This is a genomic window from Neisseria sp. P0021.S006 (assembly GCF_051956895.1).
In genome coordinates this window covers 40,567-59,689 of the sequence record NZ_JBQCWZ010000009.1, presented here as the reverse complement: position 1 = coordinate 59,689, position 19,123 = coordinate 40,567, and the positions used below count along the sequence as shown (strand labels likewise).

Sequence of the window (19,123 nt, the reverse complement as noted above, 5' to 3'; positions counted from 1 at the left end):
CTGTTTTCAGACGGCCTTAATGTTTTTGATAAGAGCCTTTACAAATTTTAATCCACCTTGATTCCATTTCAATCAAACTCAGCTATAATCCCCTTTTTTGACCTTTCCGGAAAAGACATAATCATGAACAAAACTTTCAAATTCAGCGCATTGGCTTTGTCTGCTTTGTTGGCACTGACTGCTTGCAACCAAAAAGACACTGCCGCTAAAGACGCCCCTGCTGCTTCCGCAGCTTCAAATGCGACTGCAGATGCTTCTGCCATCGGTTCTACTGCCCAACAAGCCAGCTACGCAATGGGTGTGGACATCGGCCGTTCATTGAAACAAATGAAAGACCAAGGTACGGAAATTGATTTGAAAGTCTTCACCGAAGCCATGGAGGCCATGTTTGAAGGTAAAGAAGTTAAAATGACTGAAGCTCAAGCTCAGGAAGTGATGATGAAATTCCTGCAAGAGCAACAAGAAAAAGCGGCTGCCAAACGTGCTGAAGATGCCAAAGTAAACTTGGAAAAAGGCGAAGCGTTCTTAAAAGAAAACGCGACTAAAGAAGGCGTGAAAACCAGCGCTTCCGGTCTGCAATACAAAATCACCAAAGAAGGCGAAGGTAAAAAACCAACTAAAGACGATATGGTTACCGTTGAATACGAAGGCCGTCTGATTGATGGTACCGTATTTGACAGCAGCAAAGCCAACGGCGGCCCAGTAAGCTTCCCTGTAAGCCAAGTGATTCCAGGTTGGACTGAAGGTATCCAACTCTTGAAAGAAGGCGGCGAAGCAACATTTTATATCCCTGCCAAATTGGCTTACCGCGAAGTGGGTGCCGGCGATAAAATCGGCCCGAACGCTACTTTGGTATTTGACGTGAAACTGGTTAAAGTCGGCGCGCCTGATGCTGCTGCGCAACAACCTGTACAAGTTGACGTACAAAAAGTTCAATAATCCGAATCAAGGCTTACGCCCTTAAACAACGGATAAAAGGCCGTCTGAAAAATTCCGTTTCAGACGGCCTTTGTTCCAAACCAACAAGGAATTATGATGAAAAATATCGTCATCCTTATTTCCGGACGCGGCAGCAATATGCAGGCGATTGTGAATGCCGATATTCCCGATGCCAACATTGCAGCCGTATTGAGCAACAGCGAGACCGCAGCCGGATTTGCATGGGCGGCAGAGCGCGGTATTGCCACCGACAGTTTGAACCATAAAAACTTCGACTCGCGTCTGGCATTTGATCAGGCCATGATGGAGAAAATCGATGCCTATCAGCCGGATTTGGTTGTATTGGCGGGCTTCATGCGCATTTTGACTCCGGAGTTCTGCGCACATTATGAAAACCGCCTGATCAATATCCATCCGTCCATCCTGCCTTCTTTCACCGGTCTGCACACCCACGAACGCGCATTGGAAGCAGGTTGCCGAGTGGCAGGCTGCACCATCCATTTCGTGACCCCAGAGCTGGATTGCGGCCCGATTATTTCTCAAGGCATTGTTCCTATTTTGGACGGCGATACCGCTGACGACGTTGCCGCACGCGTGCTGACGGTTGAACACCAGCTTTTCCCGCAAGCCGTTGCCGACTTTGTTGCAGGCCGTCTGAAAATTGAAGGCAACCGCGTTTTGAATGCACAACGCAATGCCGCCGGTCAAAGCCTGTTGGCTTAATTAAAACACGATACACACAAGGAAAACATCATGAATCCGATTAAAACAACCCTGCTGACACTTTCCCTACTTACAGCCTCCATCGGCGCGCAAGCCGCTGAATTGCCGCAATCTGCCGTTTTGCAATACTCAGGCAGCTACGGTATTCCTGCGACCATGACCTTCACACGCAGCGGCAACCAATACAAAATCGTTTCTACCATCAAAGTACCGCTTTACAATATCCGCTTTGAATCCGGCGGCAGCATCAACGGCACGACCTTGAATCCGTCTTACTACAAAGATGTACGCGGCGGCAAAGTGTATGCCGAGGCCAAATTCTCCGGTGGCAACATCACTTACGGCAAAGCAGGTGATTTGAAAACTGAAAAATCCGGCCCAGCCATGGACTTGTTCACTTTGGCATGGCAACTGGCCGCCAATGACGTGCGCCTGCCGTCAGGTTTGAAAATTACCAACGGTAAAAAACTGTACACCGTCGGCAGCATGAACAAAATCGGCAGCGAAAGCTATAAGCTGAACGGCGGTACAACGCCTGTGAGCAAATATCGCGTCCGCCGTGGCGACGATACCGTGACTTACTCGTTTGCTTCCGATATCGACAATATCCCTGCGCAAATCAGTTATACCGATGACGGCAAAACCTACAACTTGAAACTGACTTCCGTCAAAATCAACGGTAAAGTAGTGAAACCGTAATCTTTATTTGCTCAAAAAAGAAGGCCGTCTGAAAAGTTTTCAGACGGCCTTTTATCTTTAGAGCAACACAATATCGTATTGTTCCTGCGTGTAGGCGGTTTCGACTGCCAGCGAAATCGGTTTGCCGATAAAGTCTATCAACATCGCCAGCGATTGTGATTCTTCGTCTAGGAACAAGTCGATGACATTCGGAGCGGCCAAAATGCGGAAGGCTTGGACATCGTAGCGGCGCGCTTCGCGGACGATTTCGCGTTGGATTTCGTAGCACACGGTTTGCGGCGTTTTCAGACGGCCCCGGCCTTGGCAGGAAGGGCAGGGTTCGCAGAGGATTTGGCTTAAGTTTTCACGCGAACGTTTGCGGGTCAGTTCGACAAGGCCCAGACTGGTAAAACCGTTGAGGGTGACGCGGGTGCGGTCAAAACTCAGGGCTTTGGCAAGCTCTTGCAGGACGGCTTCGCGGTGGACTTCCTGCGCCATATCGATGAAGTCGATGATGATGATGCCGCCGAGATTGCGCAGGCGAAGTTCGCGGGCGATGGTGTGGCAGGCTTCGAGGTTGGTGCGGAAGATGGTTTCATCAAAATTGCGCGCGCCGACAAAGCCGCCTGTGTTGACATCGATGGTGGTCATGGCTTCGGTGGACTCGATGATGAGGTAGCTGCCGAAGTTGAGGTTGACGCGCGGTTGCAGGGCTCGGGCGATTTCCTGCTCGATGTTATGGGTTTCAAATAGGGGGCGTTCGCCTTTGAACAGCTCGATTCTGCCCAATGCACCTTGAACGTATTGTTCGGCAAACTGGGTCATGCGGCGGTGGTTTTCAGTGGAATCGACCAGGATTTTGTGCGTATCGAGGCTGAACATATCGCGCAAAACGCGCAGGCTCAAAGGCAAATCTTGATAGAGCAGGGTTTCGGGCGGCTGGATTTTCGCCTGTTTTTGAATGTGTTCCCACACTTTGGTCAGATAGTTGATGTCTGATTGCAGTTGGTCATCGGAAGCGTTTTCGGCGTTGGTACGGATGATGTAGCCGTGGCAGGCGTTTTCGGGCAGCAGGTTGTTGAGGCGCTCCCTCAAACTGCTGCGTTCGGCATCGTCTTCAATGCGTTGGGAAATGCCGATGTGGTCTTCTTGCGGAAGATGGACGAGGAAACGGCCGGCCAGTGAGATTTGGGTGGAAAGGCGCGCGCCTTTGGTGTTGATGGGGTCTTTAATGACCTGAACCAAGACGGACTGGCCTTCAAAGAGCATATGTTCGATGCGTTGGGTTTCGTCCGGATTACGGCGTTGTTCAAGGACGTCGACGATATGCAGAAACGCGGCACGTTCCAAGCCGATATCGATGAACGCGCTTTGCATGCCGGGAAGAACGCGTTTGACGACGCCCAAATAAATATTGCCAACCAAGCTATGGCCGCTGTTGCGCTCGATGTGCAGCTCGCAGATATTGTTCTCTTCCAAAACAGCCACACGCGTTTCTTGCGGCGTGATGTTGACGAGGACGGTTTCGGACGGACGCACGGCGTCCTTGGGGATGGGAATTCCTGAAAGCATGGGGATACCTGATTTTGAATAGAAAAACTTTTGCGATGTGTTCTTCTCCAAAAAACAAATGGCAAAAGTCATTCTGCGAAAGCGCTTATCATACTTTAATTATGGTTTTTCCGCATCTGCACAAATGTTTATGGCCAAGAGGCCGTCTGAATGTTTTTTACAACCGTACGGCGGGAACACTTGTAAAATCACACCTATGCCCATATAGTCATGAACATTGGTATTTTGGAAGAAATCATGCAAACCGTTACTGTTTATACCGGTCCATATTGCCCGTACTGCACCATGGCGAAAAGGCTGTTGCAGGCGGTGGGTGTGAAAGAAATCAACGAAATCCGCATCGACGGCAATCCGGAAGTTTTTGCCGAAATGCAGCAGCTTTCCGGCCAGCGCAGCGTGCCGCAGATTTTTATCGGCGACACCCATGTCGGTGGCTTTACCGATTTGTACCGCTTGCAGCAGGAAGGCAAGTTGGACGAATTACTGAATCCTTAACCCTTAACTTAGGAAAATAAAATGAGCGAAGAATTGCAACCCGTATTCAGCGTTGAGCGTCTGTATGTAAAAGACTTGTCTTTGGAAGTGCCTCATGCACCACAAATCTTCTTGGAACAAGGCGAGCCTGAAGTCGATATGCGCGTTTCTACCGGCAACACCAAACTGGAAGACGGCTTCTACAGCGTTGACGTTACCGTTACCGTGACTGCCAAACTGAACGAAGAGCGCACCATGTTCTTGAACGAAGTTACCCAAAGCGGCATCTTCCGTCTGGAAAACATTCCTGAAGAAGACGTACAACTGCTGCTGGGCGTTGCTTGTCCAAACATCCTGTTCCCTTACGCACGCGAAGCCATTTCCAACAGCGTAACCCGCGCCGGCTTCCCACCTGTATTACTCGCTCCGATCAACTTCGAAGCAATCTACCAACAACAACAGGAAGCTAACGCTTAATCGCGTTATACCTAAATTGAGGCCGTCTGAAACATTGCGTTCAGACGGCCTTTTTTTATCTAAAAATCAGGACATAAGAAAAAATCTATAACAAAAAGTTCATATATTAATGCAATAAGTATATAATGATATCGTTTATCATTACGATCTAATTTTAAATTTTATAGGTTATATACCATTTAAAATCAATAAATTGTAATTTTTATCTAGCAGATAAATAGATTCTATTAATTAAGGAAATAGTTGTGAAACCTGATTTTCAAATGAAAACAATTTGTTTGTTATTAGTGCTGCCTTGCCAAACTGTTTTTGCAGATACGGGACATCAAGAAGTGGAACATGTAGACATGGATACGGTCAAGGTCAGTGGCAAACGGCAGGCACAAAGGAATACCGAGCGCAGTCAGTCTTATACAATCGGAACGATGGCAACGGCGACTGGCTTGCGTATTTCAGGTAAGGATACGCCGCAGTCGGTGAGCGTAATGACGCGTCGGCAGCTAGATGATAAAGCAATATATTCTTTAGAAGAGGCAATGAAAAACACTACGGGAATCAACGTGGTTCGGGATTCGGGTCTACAAACTCGTTTTTTGTCTCGTGGTTTCTATGTTGATCAGATTGGTGAAGACGGTATTACCACGAATGTGTCTGGACGTTCGGGCTATACGGCAAAAATCGATGTCTCACCGAGCACAGACCTTGCTGTTTATGATCACATTGAGGTTGTTAGAGGTGCAACCGGTCTTACTCAATCCAATTCCGAACCGGGTGGAACCATTAATTTAATCCGTAAGCGGCCAACAGCTCTGTTTAAGCATACAGGTGAAATCAGCACTGACCATAGGGGCAGCAAGCGTTTGGCTTTGGATGTATCTGGAAGCTTGAATAATGAACATACGGTACGCGGTAGGCTGGTTGGTGTTCATGAGGACCACCGTTCTTTTAAAGAGGGTGTATGGAACAAGAAAGACATGGTTTATGGCGTGATCGATACGGATTTGAGTGATAACAGTATGCTGACATTGGGCGGCACTTATCAGAAAAATAAAGACATTCCCGATTTTGCCGGCGTGATTTTACCTTGTGAGGATCAAAAAACTGCGGCCTTCAGCTCCAGTCCTGCCTGTAACAATCCTTTGAAATTGCCACGTAAAACTTATTTGGGTGAAACCTCATGGTCACGCCTGAATGCTGATAAATACAATATTTTTTCCGGTTTCAAACATGTCTTTGACAATGGATGGCAACTCAATGCAGAAATTTCTTATACGCATAATGATTCAGATGCCAAAGTCGGACAATTTTTTCTGAAAAACGAACACGCGGCAGGTATTTCAGCATCTGAGGCAACGGGTTTCTTAACCGAGAAGGGGGAGGTTATTCCTTTTGAGCCTAAAGACAAGGCGTTGGCAAAATTAAAAGAATATCGTGATGGTGTCACTAAAACATATGAAGAGAAAAAAGCAGATTATGTTGCCCATCGTTTCGATGCATCTGCTTTTGAACAATATCGCTCCCAAAGAGCGGCAGCACGTCGGGCAGGTTTTGATCAATGTATGCAGGACATTGGTTTGGATTTCCTGTGCAACGACTGGCAGGATCCGGGTGTAGAAGTAGATAAAAAAGAGTTTGTTGATAAGGAGCTTGCAAAGCAAGGCATTATTAACAATGCAGAAGGCCTGTTTCCCAACCGTCTATACGACTCAGCATACAATCTTCGCCACACATACAACCGCCGTTACAACTTCATGCCGTTGCACTATACCAAACATGATGTGCAATGGGGCTTTAAGCTGGATCTGACAGGTAACTACCGCCTGCTTGGGCGTGAACATGATTTCTTTGTCGGCTATGCGTATAACAATGAAAAAATCCGTTCTGCCTATACGGAAATATATCAAAACCGTTATTTTGTCCGTCCTCAAGGTTATGCAGGTGCAGGCAGTTGCGGCATTCATCCCGATGGTCCGGAGCGTAATCCTTTAGAAAAAGGCATTGTCGAACCAGATTGGCATATTTATAACGAAAAAGGTAATAACAAAATCTATGTGCCGGAATGCAGTGGCGCGCATGTTACCAAATATACTCCCCGTTTGGATGCGGAGGGCAAGCCTGTCTGGACAGTCAACGACAATGGTGAGCGCGTAATGGTGCAAGATCCTGTTTATGAATTGGATGCAAATGGAAACAAAATACAGGAGCGGGATGAAGAGGGAAATTTGAAATGGGCAAACCAATATCTGAAAATACCGCTGTGGAAAACTGTTCAGGTTGCAGATGATCATGTTCCGGCGTTATACAATTATTCGAAATACCTTAACACGAATAAAACACATTCTTTGACTGTCAGCACGCGCTTTAATGCGACCAACCGTCTGCATCTCTTGGGTGGTATGCACTATACGCGCTATGAAACCACACAAGCCAAAGAAATGCCTGTACGCTACGGCCAGCCTGCTACGGCATTCCAAACTGAGAGCAGTAACAAAATCGACAAAGAGCATTACACCTCAAAAATGCAAAGCCATAGGTTTACGCCATATGCTGGCATTACCTACGACCTGACACCGCAACAAAGCTTGTATGCCAGCTATACTAAGATTTTTAAACAACAGGATAACGTTGATGTAACCAGCAAATCCGTTCTTCCACCACTCATCGGGACTAACTATGAAATAGGTTGGAAAGGGTCGTTCTTGCAAGGCCGTCTGAATGCTTCGCTTGCCTTGTTTGTTTTACAGCAGAAAAACCGTACCGTTGTCGATTTCGGATTTGTTCCTGATACTAGTAGTAACGGAGGCTCATTCCAAACCATCGCTAAACCTGTGGGTAAGGTTAAGAGCAGCGGTGCAGAACTTGAATTGGCTGGCGAATTGTCGGAAAACTGGCGTATTTTTGTTGGCTACACATATAACAAAAGTAAGTATAAAAATGCGGCAGAAGTCAATGCGGAGCGGTTGGAGAAAAATACGACTGCCGACCCGTATAACTTCAGTAACTTCACGCCGGTACATATGTTCCGCCTCGGTACAAGCTACCGCTTGCCTCAAACTAAGTTAACCTTGGGTGGCGGAATATCTGCACAAAGTCGTACAAGTAGCCTTTACAATATTCGCCAAGGAGGCTACGGACTTATAGATGGCTTTGTTCAATATGACTTTCACAAACACGGCAGAATCAGCCTGATAGGAACTAACCTGGCTGACAGGACGTATTTTGAAAATAACTACAACCGTACGCGAGGTCAAAACAATTTCTATGGCGAACCGCGGACAGTTAAACTGAAATTGGATTGGCATTTCTAGAGAGAATGGATAATGATTGGGTATGTAAACATTATTGGCTAAATTCATAAAAGTATGGGTTGAATATCCTTCTTTTTTGAAAGCTGTTTCCTAACAATGGCTGAAGTTGATTCGATAGCCGGCGTATTTTCAAATATTAATTCGTTTCAAGTATTCAGCTTTGAAGGCCGTCTGAAACATTGCGTTCAGACGGCCTTTTTGTTTTCGGATAAAATACAGCAAACTTTCAATCAGCTGCCTTTTAAGATGACGCCCGAAACCCAAAAACAGCTCAAAATTACCGATGTCTCTGCTAAGAAGCTCGAAAAACTCAACCTCCATACCGCATGGGATTTGGTGTTGCACCTGCCGCTGCGTTACGAGGACGAGACGCACATCATGCCGATTAAGGATGCGCCGATCGGCGTGCCGTGTCAGGTTGAGGGCGAGGTCATCCATCAGGAAGTCACGTTCAAACCGCGCAAGCAGCTGATTGTCCAAATCGCCGACGGTTCCGGCAGCGTCCTTTTTTTGCGTTTCATCCACTTTTACGCCAGCAACCAGAAACAGATGGCGGTCGGCAAACGCATCCGAGCCGTGGGCGAAATCAAACACGGGTTTCACGGCGACGAGATGATTCATCCCAAAATCCGCGATGCCGAGAGCAGCGGTTTGGCGGAAAGCCTCACGCCGATTTATCCGACCGTAAATGGTTTGAACCAGCCCACTTTGCGTCGCATCATTCAGACGGCGTTGGACGTTACGCCGCTACACGACACGCTGCCCGATGCCTTATTGAGTCGTCTGAAACTACCGCACCTTGCCGAAAGCCTGCGCCTTTTGCATTCGCCGCCGCCGAGTTTCACCATCCACCAGCTTTCCGACGGCGCGCTACCCGCATGGCAGCGGCTTAAATTCGACGAACTTTTGGCGCAACAGCTTTCCATGCGCTTGGCGCGGCAGAAGCGTGTCAGCGGCTCAGCCACGGCATTGGGCGGCGACGGCATATTGACTCAAGCCTTGCGCCACGCCTTACCGTTTGCCCTGACCGATGCCCAAGAAAGAGTCGTGTCCGAAATCTGCCGCGATATGGCGCAAACCCACCCCATGCACCGCCTGCTGCAAGGCGATGTCGGCAGTGGCAAAACCATCGTTGCCGCCTTGTCTGCTTTGACCGCCATTGAATCTGGCGCGCAGGTGGCTGTAATGGCACCAACTGAAATCCTTGCAGAACAGCATTTTATCAAGTTCAAACAATGGCTTGAGCCGTTAGGCCTTGAAGTCGTTTGGCTTTCCGGCAGCCAGCGCAAAAAAGCCAAAGATGAAGCCAAAGCCAAACTCGCCGATGGCACCGTCAAAATCGCCGTCGGCACGCACGCCCTGTTTTCAGACGACGTCGAGTTCCAAAATCTGGGCTTGGTGATTGTGGACGAACAACACCGGTTCGGCGTTGCCCAACGTCTCGCCCTCAAAAGCAAAGGGCGCGACGTCCACCAGCTGATGATGTCCGCCACGCCCATCCCGCGCACGCTCGCCATGAGTTTCTTCGCCGACTTGGACGTGTCCGTCATCGACGAATTGCCGCCCGGGCGCACCCCGATTAAAACCCGCCTAGTCAACAACATCCGCCGCGCCGAAGTCGAAGGCTTCGTCCTCAACATCTGCCGCAAAGGACAGCAGGCATACTGGGTCTGCCCGCTGATTGAAGAAAGCGAAACCCTGCAACTGCAAACCGCCACCGAAACCCTAGCCCAGCTTCAGGCAGCCTTGCCCGAACTCAACATCGGCTTGGTACACGGGCGCATGAAGGCCGCCGAAAAAGCCGAAGTCATGGCTCAGTTTGCCGCAGGCCATCTGAACGTCTTGGTCGCCACCACCGTCATCGAAGTCGGCGTAGATGTACCCAACGCCGCCCTGATGGTGATCGAACACGCCGAACGCATGGGCTTGGCGCAGCTGCACCAATTACGCGGGCGGGTAGGGCGCGGCGCGGCAGAAAGCGTGTGCGTCCTCCTGTTTGCCGAACCCTTGAGCGAACTCGCTAAAGCGCGGCTGAAAGTCATCTACGAACACACCGACGGCTTCGAAATCGCCCACCAAGACCTCAACATTCGCGGCCCCGGCGAATTTCTCGGCGCGCGCCAAAGTGGCGTCCCCATGCTGCGTTTTGCCAATCTTGAAGAAGACCTGCACCTCTTGGAACAAGCGCGCGAAATCGCGCCCATGTTAATCGAACAAAACCCTGAAATCGTCGAAGCGCATTTGGCAAGATGGCTTTCCAGCAGGGAAGGTTATTTGGGCGTATAAAATTTGCATGAAAAGAAAAAGGCCGTCTGAAAACAGACGGCCTTTGGTTTGGCTGGATAGAGGTTTAGAAACCTTGTGCCAACATAGCATCGGCTACTTTGACAAAACCGGCAATGTTCGCACCGTTGACATAGTTTACTTTATCGCCGACTTTGCCGTATTTCAGGCAGGATTCGTGGATGTTGTGCATGATGTCGAACAGGCGTTGGTCGACTTCTTCACGGGTCCAAGACAGGCGGATGGCGTTTTGGCTCATTTCCAAACCTGAAGTTGCTACGCCGCCGGCGTTGGAGGCTTTGCCCGGAGCGTAGAGGATGCCGGCTTTGATAAATTGTTCGACTGCGCCTAAAGTTGACGGCATGTTCGCACCTTCGGCAACCACATAGCAACCGTTTGCCAGCAGGATTTTGGCAGCGTCTACATCCAATTCGTTTTGGGTGGCGCAAGGCAGGGCAACTTCGGCCGCAATGTTCCACGGTTTTTGGTTTTCAAAGTATTGCAGGCCTTGTTCTTTGGCGTAAGTGGCCACGCGTTCGCGGCGTACTTCTTTCAGCTCGATCAAAGCGGCCAGTTGCGCTTCGGTCATACCGCTATCAGGGAAGAGGACAAAGCCGTTGGAGTCGGAAACGGTCAATACTTTTGCACCCAGTTGGATGGCTTTTTCGGCAGCGTATTGCGCCACGTTACCGGAGCCGGAAATCAACACGCGTTTGCCTTCAATGCTGTCGTTGCGGGTTTCCAACATGGCTTGGGCAAAATACACGCAGCCGTAGCCGGTGGCTTCAGGGCGAATCAGGCTGCCGCCCCATTCGAGGCCTTTGCCGGTCAGGACGGAAGCAAATTCGTTGCGGATTTTTTTGTATTGGCCGAACAGATAGCCGATTTCGCGGCCGCCTACGCCGATGTCGCCGGCAGGAACGTCGGTATCGGCGCCGATGTGGCGGTAGAGTTCGGTCATAAAGGCTTGGCAGAAGCGCATTACTTCGGCATCGGATTTGCCTTTAGGATCAAAGTCGGAACCGCCTTTGCCGCCGCCCATAGGCAGGGTGGTCAGCGCGTTTTTGAAGACTTGTTCAAAAGCGAGGAATTTCAACACGCCCAAATCGACGGTCGGGTGGAAGCGTAAGCCGCCTTTGTAAGGGCCGATGGCGGAGCTCATTTGAATGCGGTAGCCGCGGTTGACTTGGACTTGGCCTTTGTCGTCCATCCAAGTGACGCGGAACATAATCACGCGCTCCGGTTCAACAATACGCTCAAGTAGGCTTTGTTGGGTGTATTTCGGGTTTTTCGCCAAAAACGGATCCAAACTCATGAACACTTCTTCAACAGCTTGGTGGAAGGGTTCTTGGTTGGGGTTGCGTTGTTTAAGATTGGTAAACAGGGTGTTCAGGTCAGTCATTTTTCTACTCCTATTGAGTGAGATATTTCAATATTTATGTTTTGAAATATAGCTGTAAAAATTTTACTTGCCAAGAAAAATTTTACCTAGATTGTTGACATTATTTTTTTACCAATTTGTAAAAATGGAATTATATTTTAAATTCAATTAAAAATATATAAAAATATTTTATTAAATAGATTTAAATAAAAATAAAATACCGAGTAATTAAACTAGAAAATGTTGAAAATTTTTTTGTAAAAATTTAATTCAGCTCATAAATTTGTGTAAATTAGCGCTGAATTGTCAACATTGTTAATGAGTGTACTACGCGAATATGGGGAAGGTTGCCCCATTGAAGACAGAGAGGCAGGCCGTCTGAAAATTCGGTACAATACACAAGAAATTCCCACAACACATACATTAAGGAAACACATGAAAGCCTATCACGACCTTATGCGCCATGTTCTCGACAATGGTATCGACAAATCCGACCGTACCGGCACCGGCACGCGTTCCGTGTTCGGTTACCAAATGCGTTTTGATTTGAGTGAAGGCTTTCCGCTATTGACCACCAAAAAACTGCATCTGCGCTCGATTATTCATGAGCTGCTTTGGTTTCTTAAAGGCGATACCAACATCAAATACCTGAAAGACAACAATGTGTCTATTTGGGACGAATGGGCGGATGAAAACGGCGATTTAGGCCCGGTTTACGGCTACCAATGGCGCAGTTGGCCTGCACCCGACGGCCGCCATATCGACCAAATTGCCAACGTGGTGGAACAAATCAAGAAAAATCCCGACTCGCGCCGTCTGATTGTATCGGCATGGAATCCGGCTTTGGTCGACGAAATGGCCTTACCACCTTGCCACGCGCTGTTTCAGTTTTACGTTGCCAACGGCAAACTGTCCTGCCAACTTTACCAACGCAGCGCCGATATTTTCCTTGGTGTACCGTTCAACATCGCCAGCTACGCATTGTTGACCATGATGATGGCGCAAGTGTGCGGCCTGGAAGCCGGTGAGTTTATCCATACGTTTGGCGATGCGCATTTGTACAGCAACCATATCGAGCAGGCCCAGCTGCAATTAAGCCGTGATTTCCGAAAACTGCCGACCATGAAAATCAACCCTGAAGTCAAAGACTTGTTTGCCTTCAAATTTGAAGACTTCGAATTGGAAGGCTACGATCCGCATCCGCACATCAAAGCAGCCGTATCGGTGTAATCCAAGTTAAAAAACAAAAGACCGTCTGAAACTTCAGACGGCCTTTTTATTTAGGTAGATTTATTGACGTTTCGCGCCATAGCCACCGATTAAGTGTTCGGTTGCATCTTTGTTTTTCAAGCCGTAAGTGCCGCCAATTTCTGCAGCATTGGGGCCGTAAAATTTGCCGTTCAGGTTGCCACTTAACTTGTCATCGGCCGTGCTGACTTTGCCGGAGAAGAGGTTGCCGTCTTTCCAGCTTGCCGTACCTTTGAAATCGTAGTTTTTATCTGCTTTGGATACGCGCTTACCATTTTCCAAAGTATGGAAGTGTGAGTTTGATGTTTCAAAACGGATACCTTTGAGGCCGAAATCAACGATAGCCATGACATTGGAAGTCAACTGACGATTGTTATTATCGGTAACCACATAGGCAGTAGAAATACCTTTGTAGGTGGCTGTACCTTTAGCAGGCAGGGTCGTGAAGACAGTTTCATCGCCCAGGCTTTGGTAGCCTTGGTATACATGTCCTTTAGGGTCGGTGTAATGCGCGAAGGTTTGATATGTCCAGCCGGCCGCAGAAGGATCATGCAACACAATTTCTGTGCCATCGCCAAAATTGATGACATAGACACCGTCGAATTGTTTGTCGAATACCAAGCCATCTTGGTCTGGACGGAAATAGGCTAGATTATTGCTAACATTCTCATTAATTTCTGCTAGTTTAGTTCGATTTTCAAGATTTTTAGCGTGTGAAGTCTTTAATTCTTCAATCTTTGCTTTGATTTCCGTTACTTTTTTATTGTTAACTGGACCTGCTTCTGGATTTTCTTCTTTTTCAAGCTTTTCTTCTTCAGCCTTTAATTTTTTATAATCTTCAGCAATTTTGTCATCCAAAGTTGATTTGCCGTATGCGAATTCGGTATTTTTCTCCTTGCCCGTTTGTTCGCTGACATCAGTTTGAGTATTGCCTTTTGAATATACTTTGGCAATAACAGAAGCGTAACTTGTCCATGTAGGTTGGGTTGCGTTGCCATTAGAGGTCTTATTAAATAATACAACGCCGTCCATTTTGACTTCATCATTGCTGTTAAAGTCAATAGAACTGATCAGACCATTTTGGTTGCGGTCTTGATTGTCCGTTTGGAACATTTTGCCTGCGGCATCTTTGCGGATTTGTACGTTAGGGTTGGATTGCTGTGCACCTTTGGAAGAGATGAAATGTGTGTGCAAAGGCTGGGTAACGTTGGCCGGATCGATTGGAGCTTCATCGGTCAGTTCGGCAAGGTTGTCGGCACTGTTAGTAAGCGTAGTAGACGGAGCTTTCGGAGTGTTGGCATTGCTGTTGTTGGCAGGATTGCCATTGTTGCCAGCAGAGTTGCCGGTATTATTGGTAGGAGTTGCGCCGGTGCTTAAAGCAGATGAACCGCCGCCTCCGCCACCACCGCATGCGGACAAGATGGCTGCGCTGATGGCTGTAAAAACGATGGTTTTAAGTTTGGTTTGGATGTTTGACATGAGATTCCCTGTATGGTTATTCGCTTGATTAAAAGGTCGGAGAGATCGTTTATCTGATTTTTAAACCTTTAATATCTGATAATAACCATAAATCATAAAAAAATAAACAGTTTGTTTGCATTTCTGTACAAAAATTAATCAAAGGGAAGATGGTTGGGTGGATATTTTCTTAGTTAATTGTTTTATATGAATTTATTTTGAATATTTTAGTGAGTTCTATAGCTAGTCTGTTTCTTTTTAACAAACTTTTCAGACGGCCTTTTGAAGATAAAAAAGCAGTCGGACTTTATGGATGCTTTTCTCTCAACGGATAAGCGTATTTCCGTTAAAATACGCCTTCTTTTCCGATTCGAAACATTGCCATGCGCCTTACCCACATCAAACTCTCCGGCTTCAAATCTTTTACCGACCCGACTACGATTCATGTGCCGGGGCAGCTTGTTGCGGTCATCGGGCCGAACGGCTGCGGCAAGTCGAATGTGATTGACGCGGTGCGCTGGGTGTTGGGCGAGGCTTCGGCGAAGCAGCTTCGCGGCGAGAGTATGCAGGACGTGATTTTTAACGGTGCGGCGACGCGCCGTCCTGCGCCGAGGGCTTCGGTGGAGCTGGTGTTTGACAACAGCGACCACAGTTTGCAGGGGGCGTGGGGGCAGTATGCCGAGGTGAGCATCAAGCGACAGCTAACGCGTCAGGGAGAATCGACTTATTTCATCAACAATCAGACCGTGCGCCGCCGCGACATTACTGATTTGTTTCTGGGTACGGGCGTGGGCGCGCGCGGTTATGCCGTCATCGAGCAGGGGATGATTTCACGCATCATCGAAGCGCGGCCGGAGGAGTTGCGCGCCTATATCGAGGAGGCGGCGGGCGTGTCCAAATATAAGGAACGCCGTAAGGAGACGGAAGGCCGTCTGAAAGGCACACGCGAGCATTTACAGCGTTTGGGCGATTTGCAGAACGAGTTGGCGCGTCAGGTGGAAAAGCTCGAGAAACAGGCGGAAACCGCCGAACGCTACAAATCCCTGACCGCGCAGTTGAACCAGCAACAGGATTTGCTCGATTACGCCCAATGGCAGCAATCGCTTGCCGCTGCCGACAAAGCGACCGCGCAGCATCAGTCTTTGCAGGCGCAGCAGGACGAAACCGCCGCGCAGGTTCAGGCATTAAACGACGAAGTACACACCTTGCAGACCGCCGAACAGTCGCAACAGCAGGCGGTACATGAATTGAGCAACAAACGCGGTGTGTTGCGCGAGCAGATTGCCCGTTTGGAAGAACAAATCCGCCATCAGCAAAACCTGCACCAACGCATCGAACGCGACAAGCAGGCAGCGCAGGCGCAGTTGCAGCGCATCCATCAAGAACAGCAGCAAATCCGCGTCAAGCTGGAAGAAAACGAGTTGCAGGTCGAAGAAAAGCAAACCGAGTTGGCGGAATGGGCGATGCAGGTTGCCGAACACGAAGAGCGTCTGCCCGAATTGGAAGAAGCACAAGCCACGCTCAACGCCGCCTTCCAAACCCAGCAGGACGAGGCAAACCGCATCCGCCGCGAACTGGCGTTGAAACAGCAGCAGCTTACCCATGCCGAACAAACCGTTGCCAAACACGAAGAGCGCAAAGGTCGTCTGAAACAGGAAAACCAAGCCCTGAACCTGCCCGACGAAGCCGAGACCGCCGCCGCGCAGGAAGCCTCCGCCTTGTTGCAAAGCCAGCAAGAGCATTACGAAGAACAAATCATTGCCGCCGAAGAAGCCCTACACGCCGCCCGCGAAGCGTTTCAGACGGCCTCAAACCGCTTCCAAAGCCTGAAGCAGCAACACATCACCTTGCAGGCGCAGCAGCAGGCGTTGTCGCAAATCCTGTCGCAACAGCAGGAAGCCGCCGACTTCTGGCAGGCAACCGACCACGCCACCGCGCCGCAACTGTGGCAACACATCATCGCACCCGCCGAGTGGCAGCACGCCTTGTCCGTCATCCTTGCCGAACGCCTGCACGCCCGCTCCGTACCGCACAGCTTCGTTCCCCCCACGCCTTTGCCGCAGGGGCAGGCTGCATGGCTTTCAGACGACCTCTCCGGCGGTATCAAGAAATCCCTGCCCGTACAGGCATTGCTGAACCAAATCCAAGCGCAGCCGCCGTTTCAGACGGCATTGCACCACTGGCTTGACGGCATATTGTGCGCGCCCGATTTGAGCTACGCCCTCGCGCATCAAAGCGATTTGAGCGCACATCAAATCTGGCTTACGCCCGAAGGCCATCAGGTCGATAAAGTCAGCGTCCTGCTTTATGCCAAACCTGCGCAGGAAAGCCTGATTACCCAAAAAGCGCGTCTCGACGGCATCGCGTCCGAACTGGAAAGCCTCGCCCCCGAACTTTCTGCCGCCGAAGCCGCGTTCAAACAGGCGGAGGTTGCCGTGCGCTCGTCCGAAACGCAGCACAAAAACCTGATGCAGCAGCAACAGCAGCACACGCGCCAATACAGTCAAGCGCAGCAACGCGCCGCCGAACTCTTGGCGCGCACCAACCAAGGGCAAATCCGCCGCGAACACATCGAGCGCGAACTGGCGCAGTTGGCGAAAGAACAGACCGTATTGCAACACACGTCCGACGGGCTTTCAGACGACATCGTTACTTTGCAGGAAGCCGCCGCCGAACTCGAACACCAACAGCAAACCACCGCACATAGCCGCCAAGAGCAGCAAGGTCGTCTGAAACAGGCGCAGCTTGCCCTGTTGGAAGCCAACCGCCAATACGGGCTGGCCGAAGTCGCCGTCCACAAGCTCAACCAGCAAAAACAAAACTACCAGCAGCAAATCGCCCAGCTTGAACAGCAAACCTTCGACTGGCAGGAACGCCAACAAGAACTTGCCCTCGCCTATGAAACCGAGTTCCAAAACGACGAGCAGCACATCAAGCTCGAAGAATTAAGCGAAGCCGTACAGACTTTGGATGAAGAATATATCGTCGTACAGGAGAAACTCGCGCAGATTCAGGAGCAGGGCAGGGAGCAATACGCCCGCGTACAAACCCTGCAAACCAAGCTGCCGCAGCTTCAGGCCGCGACCCAAACCGCTCTGTTGCAACAGCAGGAAGCCCTGATTAACGCCAAACGCTACCATCAAAACCTGACCGAACGCGCCGCCGATTTGGACGCGCTCGAAGCATTGGCGAAAGAATCGCCGAAAGTATTGAACACCAGCATCGGCAGCCTCACCCAGCAAATCGAAGCCCTCGGCGCCGTCAACCTTGCCTCCCTGCAAGAACTTGAAGAAGCGCGCGAACGCGACGGCTACTACCGCAGCCAAAGCGAAGACGTGCAGGCCGCCATCACCCTTTTGGAAGAAGCCATCGCCCAAATCGACGACAAAACCAAAGAGCGTTTCAAAGAAACCTTCGATGCCGTCAACGGCAAAGTCCAAACCTTCTTCCCGACCCTGTTCGGCGGCGGCGAAGCCACCCTCAAGATGATAGGCGACGACCTCCTGACCGCCGGCGTGTCCATCATGGCGCGCCCGCCCGGCAAGAAAAACAGCACTATCCACCTCCTCTCCGGCGGCGAAAAAGCCCTCACCGCCATGAGCCTCGTGTTCGCCCTGTTCAGCCTCAACCCCGCCCCCTTCTGCCTTCTGGACGAAGTCGACGCCCCGCTGGACGACGCCAACACCTCGCGTTTCTGCAACCTGGTCAAAGAAATGTCGGCGCAAACCCAGTTCCTCTACATCTCCCACAACCGCCTGACCATGGAAATGGCAGAACAACTCGTCGGCGTAACCATGCAGGAAAAAGGCGTATCGCGTGTTGTGGCTGTGGACATCAAACAAGCGTTGGAAATGGCTGAGCCGAATTGAGGTAGGAACAAAGGCCGTCTGAAAGAATGAGGAAGAAATCTATAATTTCATCTTCCCATTTTTTCAGACGGCCTTTTTATATTGGATACAGCGTTATTGTTTTGAAGTATTATCTTTGGCGCGTTGAGGCTGTCCCGAGCGTTGGTTGTTGCCGTTGACGGCATCGCGCCATGCTTTGCGTTCGGCTTCGATTTTGGCGGCTACTTCGTGAACCATGGTTTCTTGTTTTTTGACGGCCGGTTCTTCCGGTGTGTTGTCGGAAAAGTGGAGTCCATACCACAAGGCGGCGAAAATGCTGCAGACGAAGATAACGGCAATCAGGCCGATGATGGCCTGTTTGCCGGCGAGGGGTTTTTCGGGGGGAGGGACGAGGACGTCAAAGCAGTCGGCGCAATCGAGGGCGAAGCAGACGTTTTCGGCTTCTTTGCGGCCGCGTCGGCCTTCTGTGATGTTGAAGGAGATGTGTTGCCCTTCGGCCGGAAGGCGGGTAAGGGTGGTAAAGGCGGCAAGTGCAAGAAAGATTTCTTGGTCTGTGTCTTCTATGGTAGCGGCTCCGAAGCCGCGCTTGCTGTTCCAGCGAGTAATCGTTCCGTAATAGCGCATAATATATGTGGGATATTATTGTAGGTAACAATTTTTCCTTGGACTGATTTTAAATCAAAAAGTTTAGTTATTGTCTTAAATTTACACTAGATTTGTCTTGTTGGAAGCAG

13 protein-coding genes are annotated in these 19,123 nt (G+C 49.6%); 9 read left to right on the top strand and 4 right to left on the bottom strand.

Annotated features, from left to right (window positions below; genetic code table 11):
* The first annotated feature begins 123 nt into the window (after window positions 1–123).
* The 3 genes from ACTHUM_RS03535 (at window position 124) to ACTHUM_RS03525 (ending at window position 2,361) form a co-directional block, all read left to right on the top strand.
* Window positions 124–939: an FKBP-type peptidyl-prolyl cis-trans isomerase gene (locus tag ACTHUM_RS03535; protein WP_070504422.1), complete on the top strand. Its 816-nt coding sequence runs from the start codon at window positions 124–126 to the stop codon at window positions 937–939.
* A gap of 96 nt (window positions 940–1,035) precedes the next feature.
* A complete protein-coding gene (gene purN, locus ACTHUM_RS03530; RefSeq protein ID WP_440361152.1) occupies window positions 1,036–1,662 on the top strand; it encodes a phosphoribosylglycinamide formyltransferase in 627 nt (208 codons plus the stop codon).
* 30 nt (window positions 1,663–1,692) lie between these two features.
* Window positions 1,693–2,361 (top strand): DUF3108 domain-containing protein, encoded by a 669-nt coding sequence (locus ACTHUM_RS03525; protein ID WP_070461397.1) that lies wholly within the window; start codon window positions 1,693–1,695, stop codon window positions 2,359–2,361.
* Between the two features lie 57 nt (window positions 2,362–2,418).
* On the opposite strand, the gene ACTHUM_RS03520 is transcribed toward ACTHUM_RS03525, so the two are convergent.
* Complete coding sequence (locus tag ACTHUM_RS03520) at window positions 2,419–3,912, bottom strand: Rne/Rng family ribonuclease (RefSeq protein ID WP_107858142.1); 1,494 nt, start codon at window positions 3,910–3,912, stop codon at window positions 2,419–2,421.
* A 237-nt stretch (window positions 3,913–4,149) separates the two neighbouring features.
* Here ACTHUM_RS03520 and grxC point away from each other — a divergent pair, with 237 nt between their 5' ends.
* The 4 genes from grxC to recG all read left to right on the top strand — a co-directional run bounded on the left by grxC (window position 4,150) and on the right by recG (window position 10,457).
* A complete protein-coding gene (gene grxC / locus ACTHUM_RS03515; RefSeq protein ID WP_003684090.1) occupies window positions 4,150–4,407 on the top strand; it encodes a glutaredoxin 3 in 258 nt (85 codons plus the stop codon).
* A gap of 21 nt (window positions 4,408–4,428) precedes the next feature.
* A complete protein-coding gene (gene secB / locus ACTHUM_RS03510) occupies window positions 4,429–4,863 on the top strand; it encodes a protein-export chaperone SecB (protein ID WP_003745844.1) in 435 nt (144 codons plus the stop codon).
* A 263-nt stretch (window positions 4,864–5,126) separates the two neighbouring features.
* The gene (locus ACTHUM_RS03505) at window positions 5,127–8,171 is read left to right on the top strand and encodes a TonB-dependent siderophore receptor (protein WP_004519409.1); all 3,045 of its coding nucleotides are present in this window, start codon (window positions 5,127–5,129) and stop codon (window positions 8,169–8,171) included.
* Between the two features lie 246 nt (window positions 8,172–8,417).
* Window positions 8,418–10,457 carry an ATP-dependent DNA helicase RecG gene (recG, locus tag ACTHUM_RS03500; protein WP_039862031.1) on the top strand — a complete coding sequence of 680 codons (2,040 nt, stop codon included), beginning with the start codon at window positions 8,418–8,420 and terminating at the stop codon, window positions 10,455–10,457.
* Window positions 10,458–10,521: 64 nt separating this feature from the next.
* Here recG and gdhA read toward each other — a convergent pair whose 3' ends face one another.
* Window positions 10,522–11,856 carry an NADP-specific glutamate dehydrogenase gene (gdhA, locus tag ACTHUM_RS03495; RefSeq protein ID WP_039861980.1) on the bottom strand — a complete coding sequence of 445 codons (1,335 nt, stop codon included), beginning with the start codon at window positions 11,854–11,856 and terminating at the stop codon, window positions 10,522–10,524.
* Window positions 11,857–12,270: 414 nt separating this feature from the next.
* On the opposite strand from gdhA, the gene ACTHUM_RS03490 reads away from it, so the two are divergent.
* Complete coding sequence (locus ACTHUM_RS03490) at window positions 12,271–13,065, top strand: thymidylate synthase (RefSeq protein ID WP_039861983.1); 795 nt, start codon at window positions 12,271–12,273, stop codon at window positions 13,063–13,065.
* A gap of 60 nt (window positions 13,066–13,125) precedes the next feature.
* On the opposite strand, the gene ACTHUM_RS03485 is transcribed toward ACTHUM_RS03490, so the two are convergent.
* Entirely contained in the window at window positions 13,126–14,562 is a 1,437-nt protein-coding gene (locus ACTHUM_RS03485; RefSeq protein WP_004519414.1) for a transferrin-binding protein-like solute binding protein, read from the bottom strand.
* A 362-nt stretch (window positions 14,563–14,924) separates the two neighbouring features.
* Between ACTHUM_RS03485 and smc the strand changes: the two genes are divergently transcribed.
* Window positions 14,925–18,410, top strand: a complete 3,486-nt coding sequence (smc, locus tag ACTHUM_RS03480; RefSeq protein ID WP_440361141.1) for a chromosome segregation protein SMC — start codon at window positions 14,925–14,927, stop codon at window positions 18,408–18,410.
* Window positions 18,411–18,503: 93 nt separating this feature from the next.
* On the opposite strand, the gene ACTHUM_RS03475 is transcribed toward smc, so the two are convergent.
* Entirely contained in the window at window positions 18,504–19,013 is a 510-nt protein-coding gene (locus ACTHUM_RS03475; RefSeq protein WP_440361140.1) for a cold-shock protein, read from the bottom strand.
* Between the last annotated feature and the right edge of the window lie 110 nt (window positions 19,014–19,123).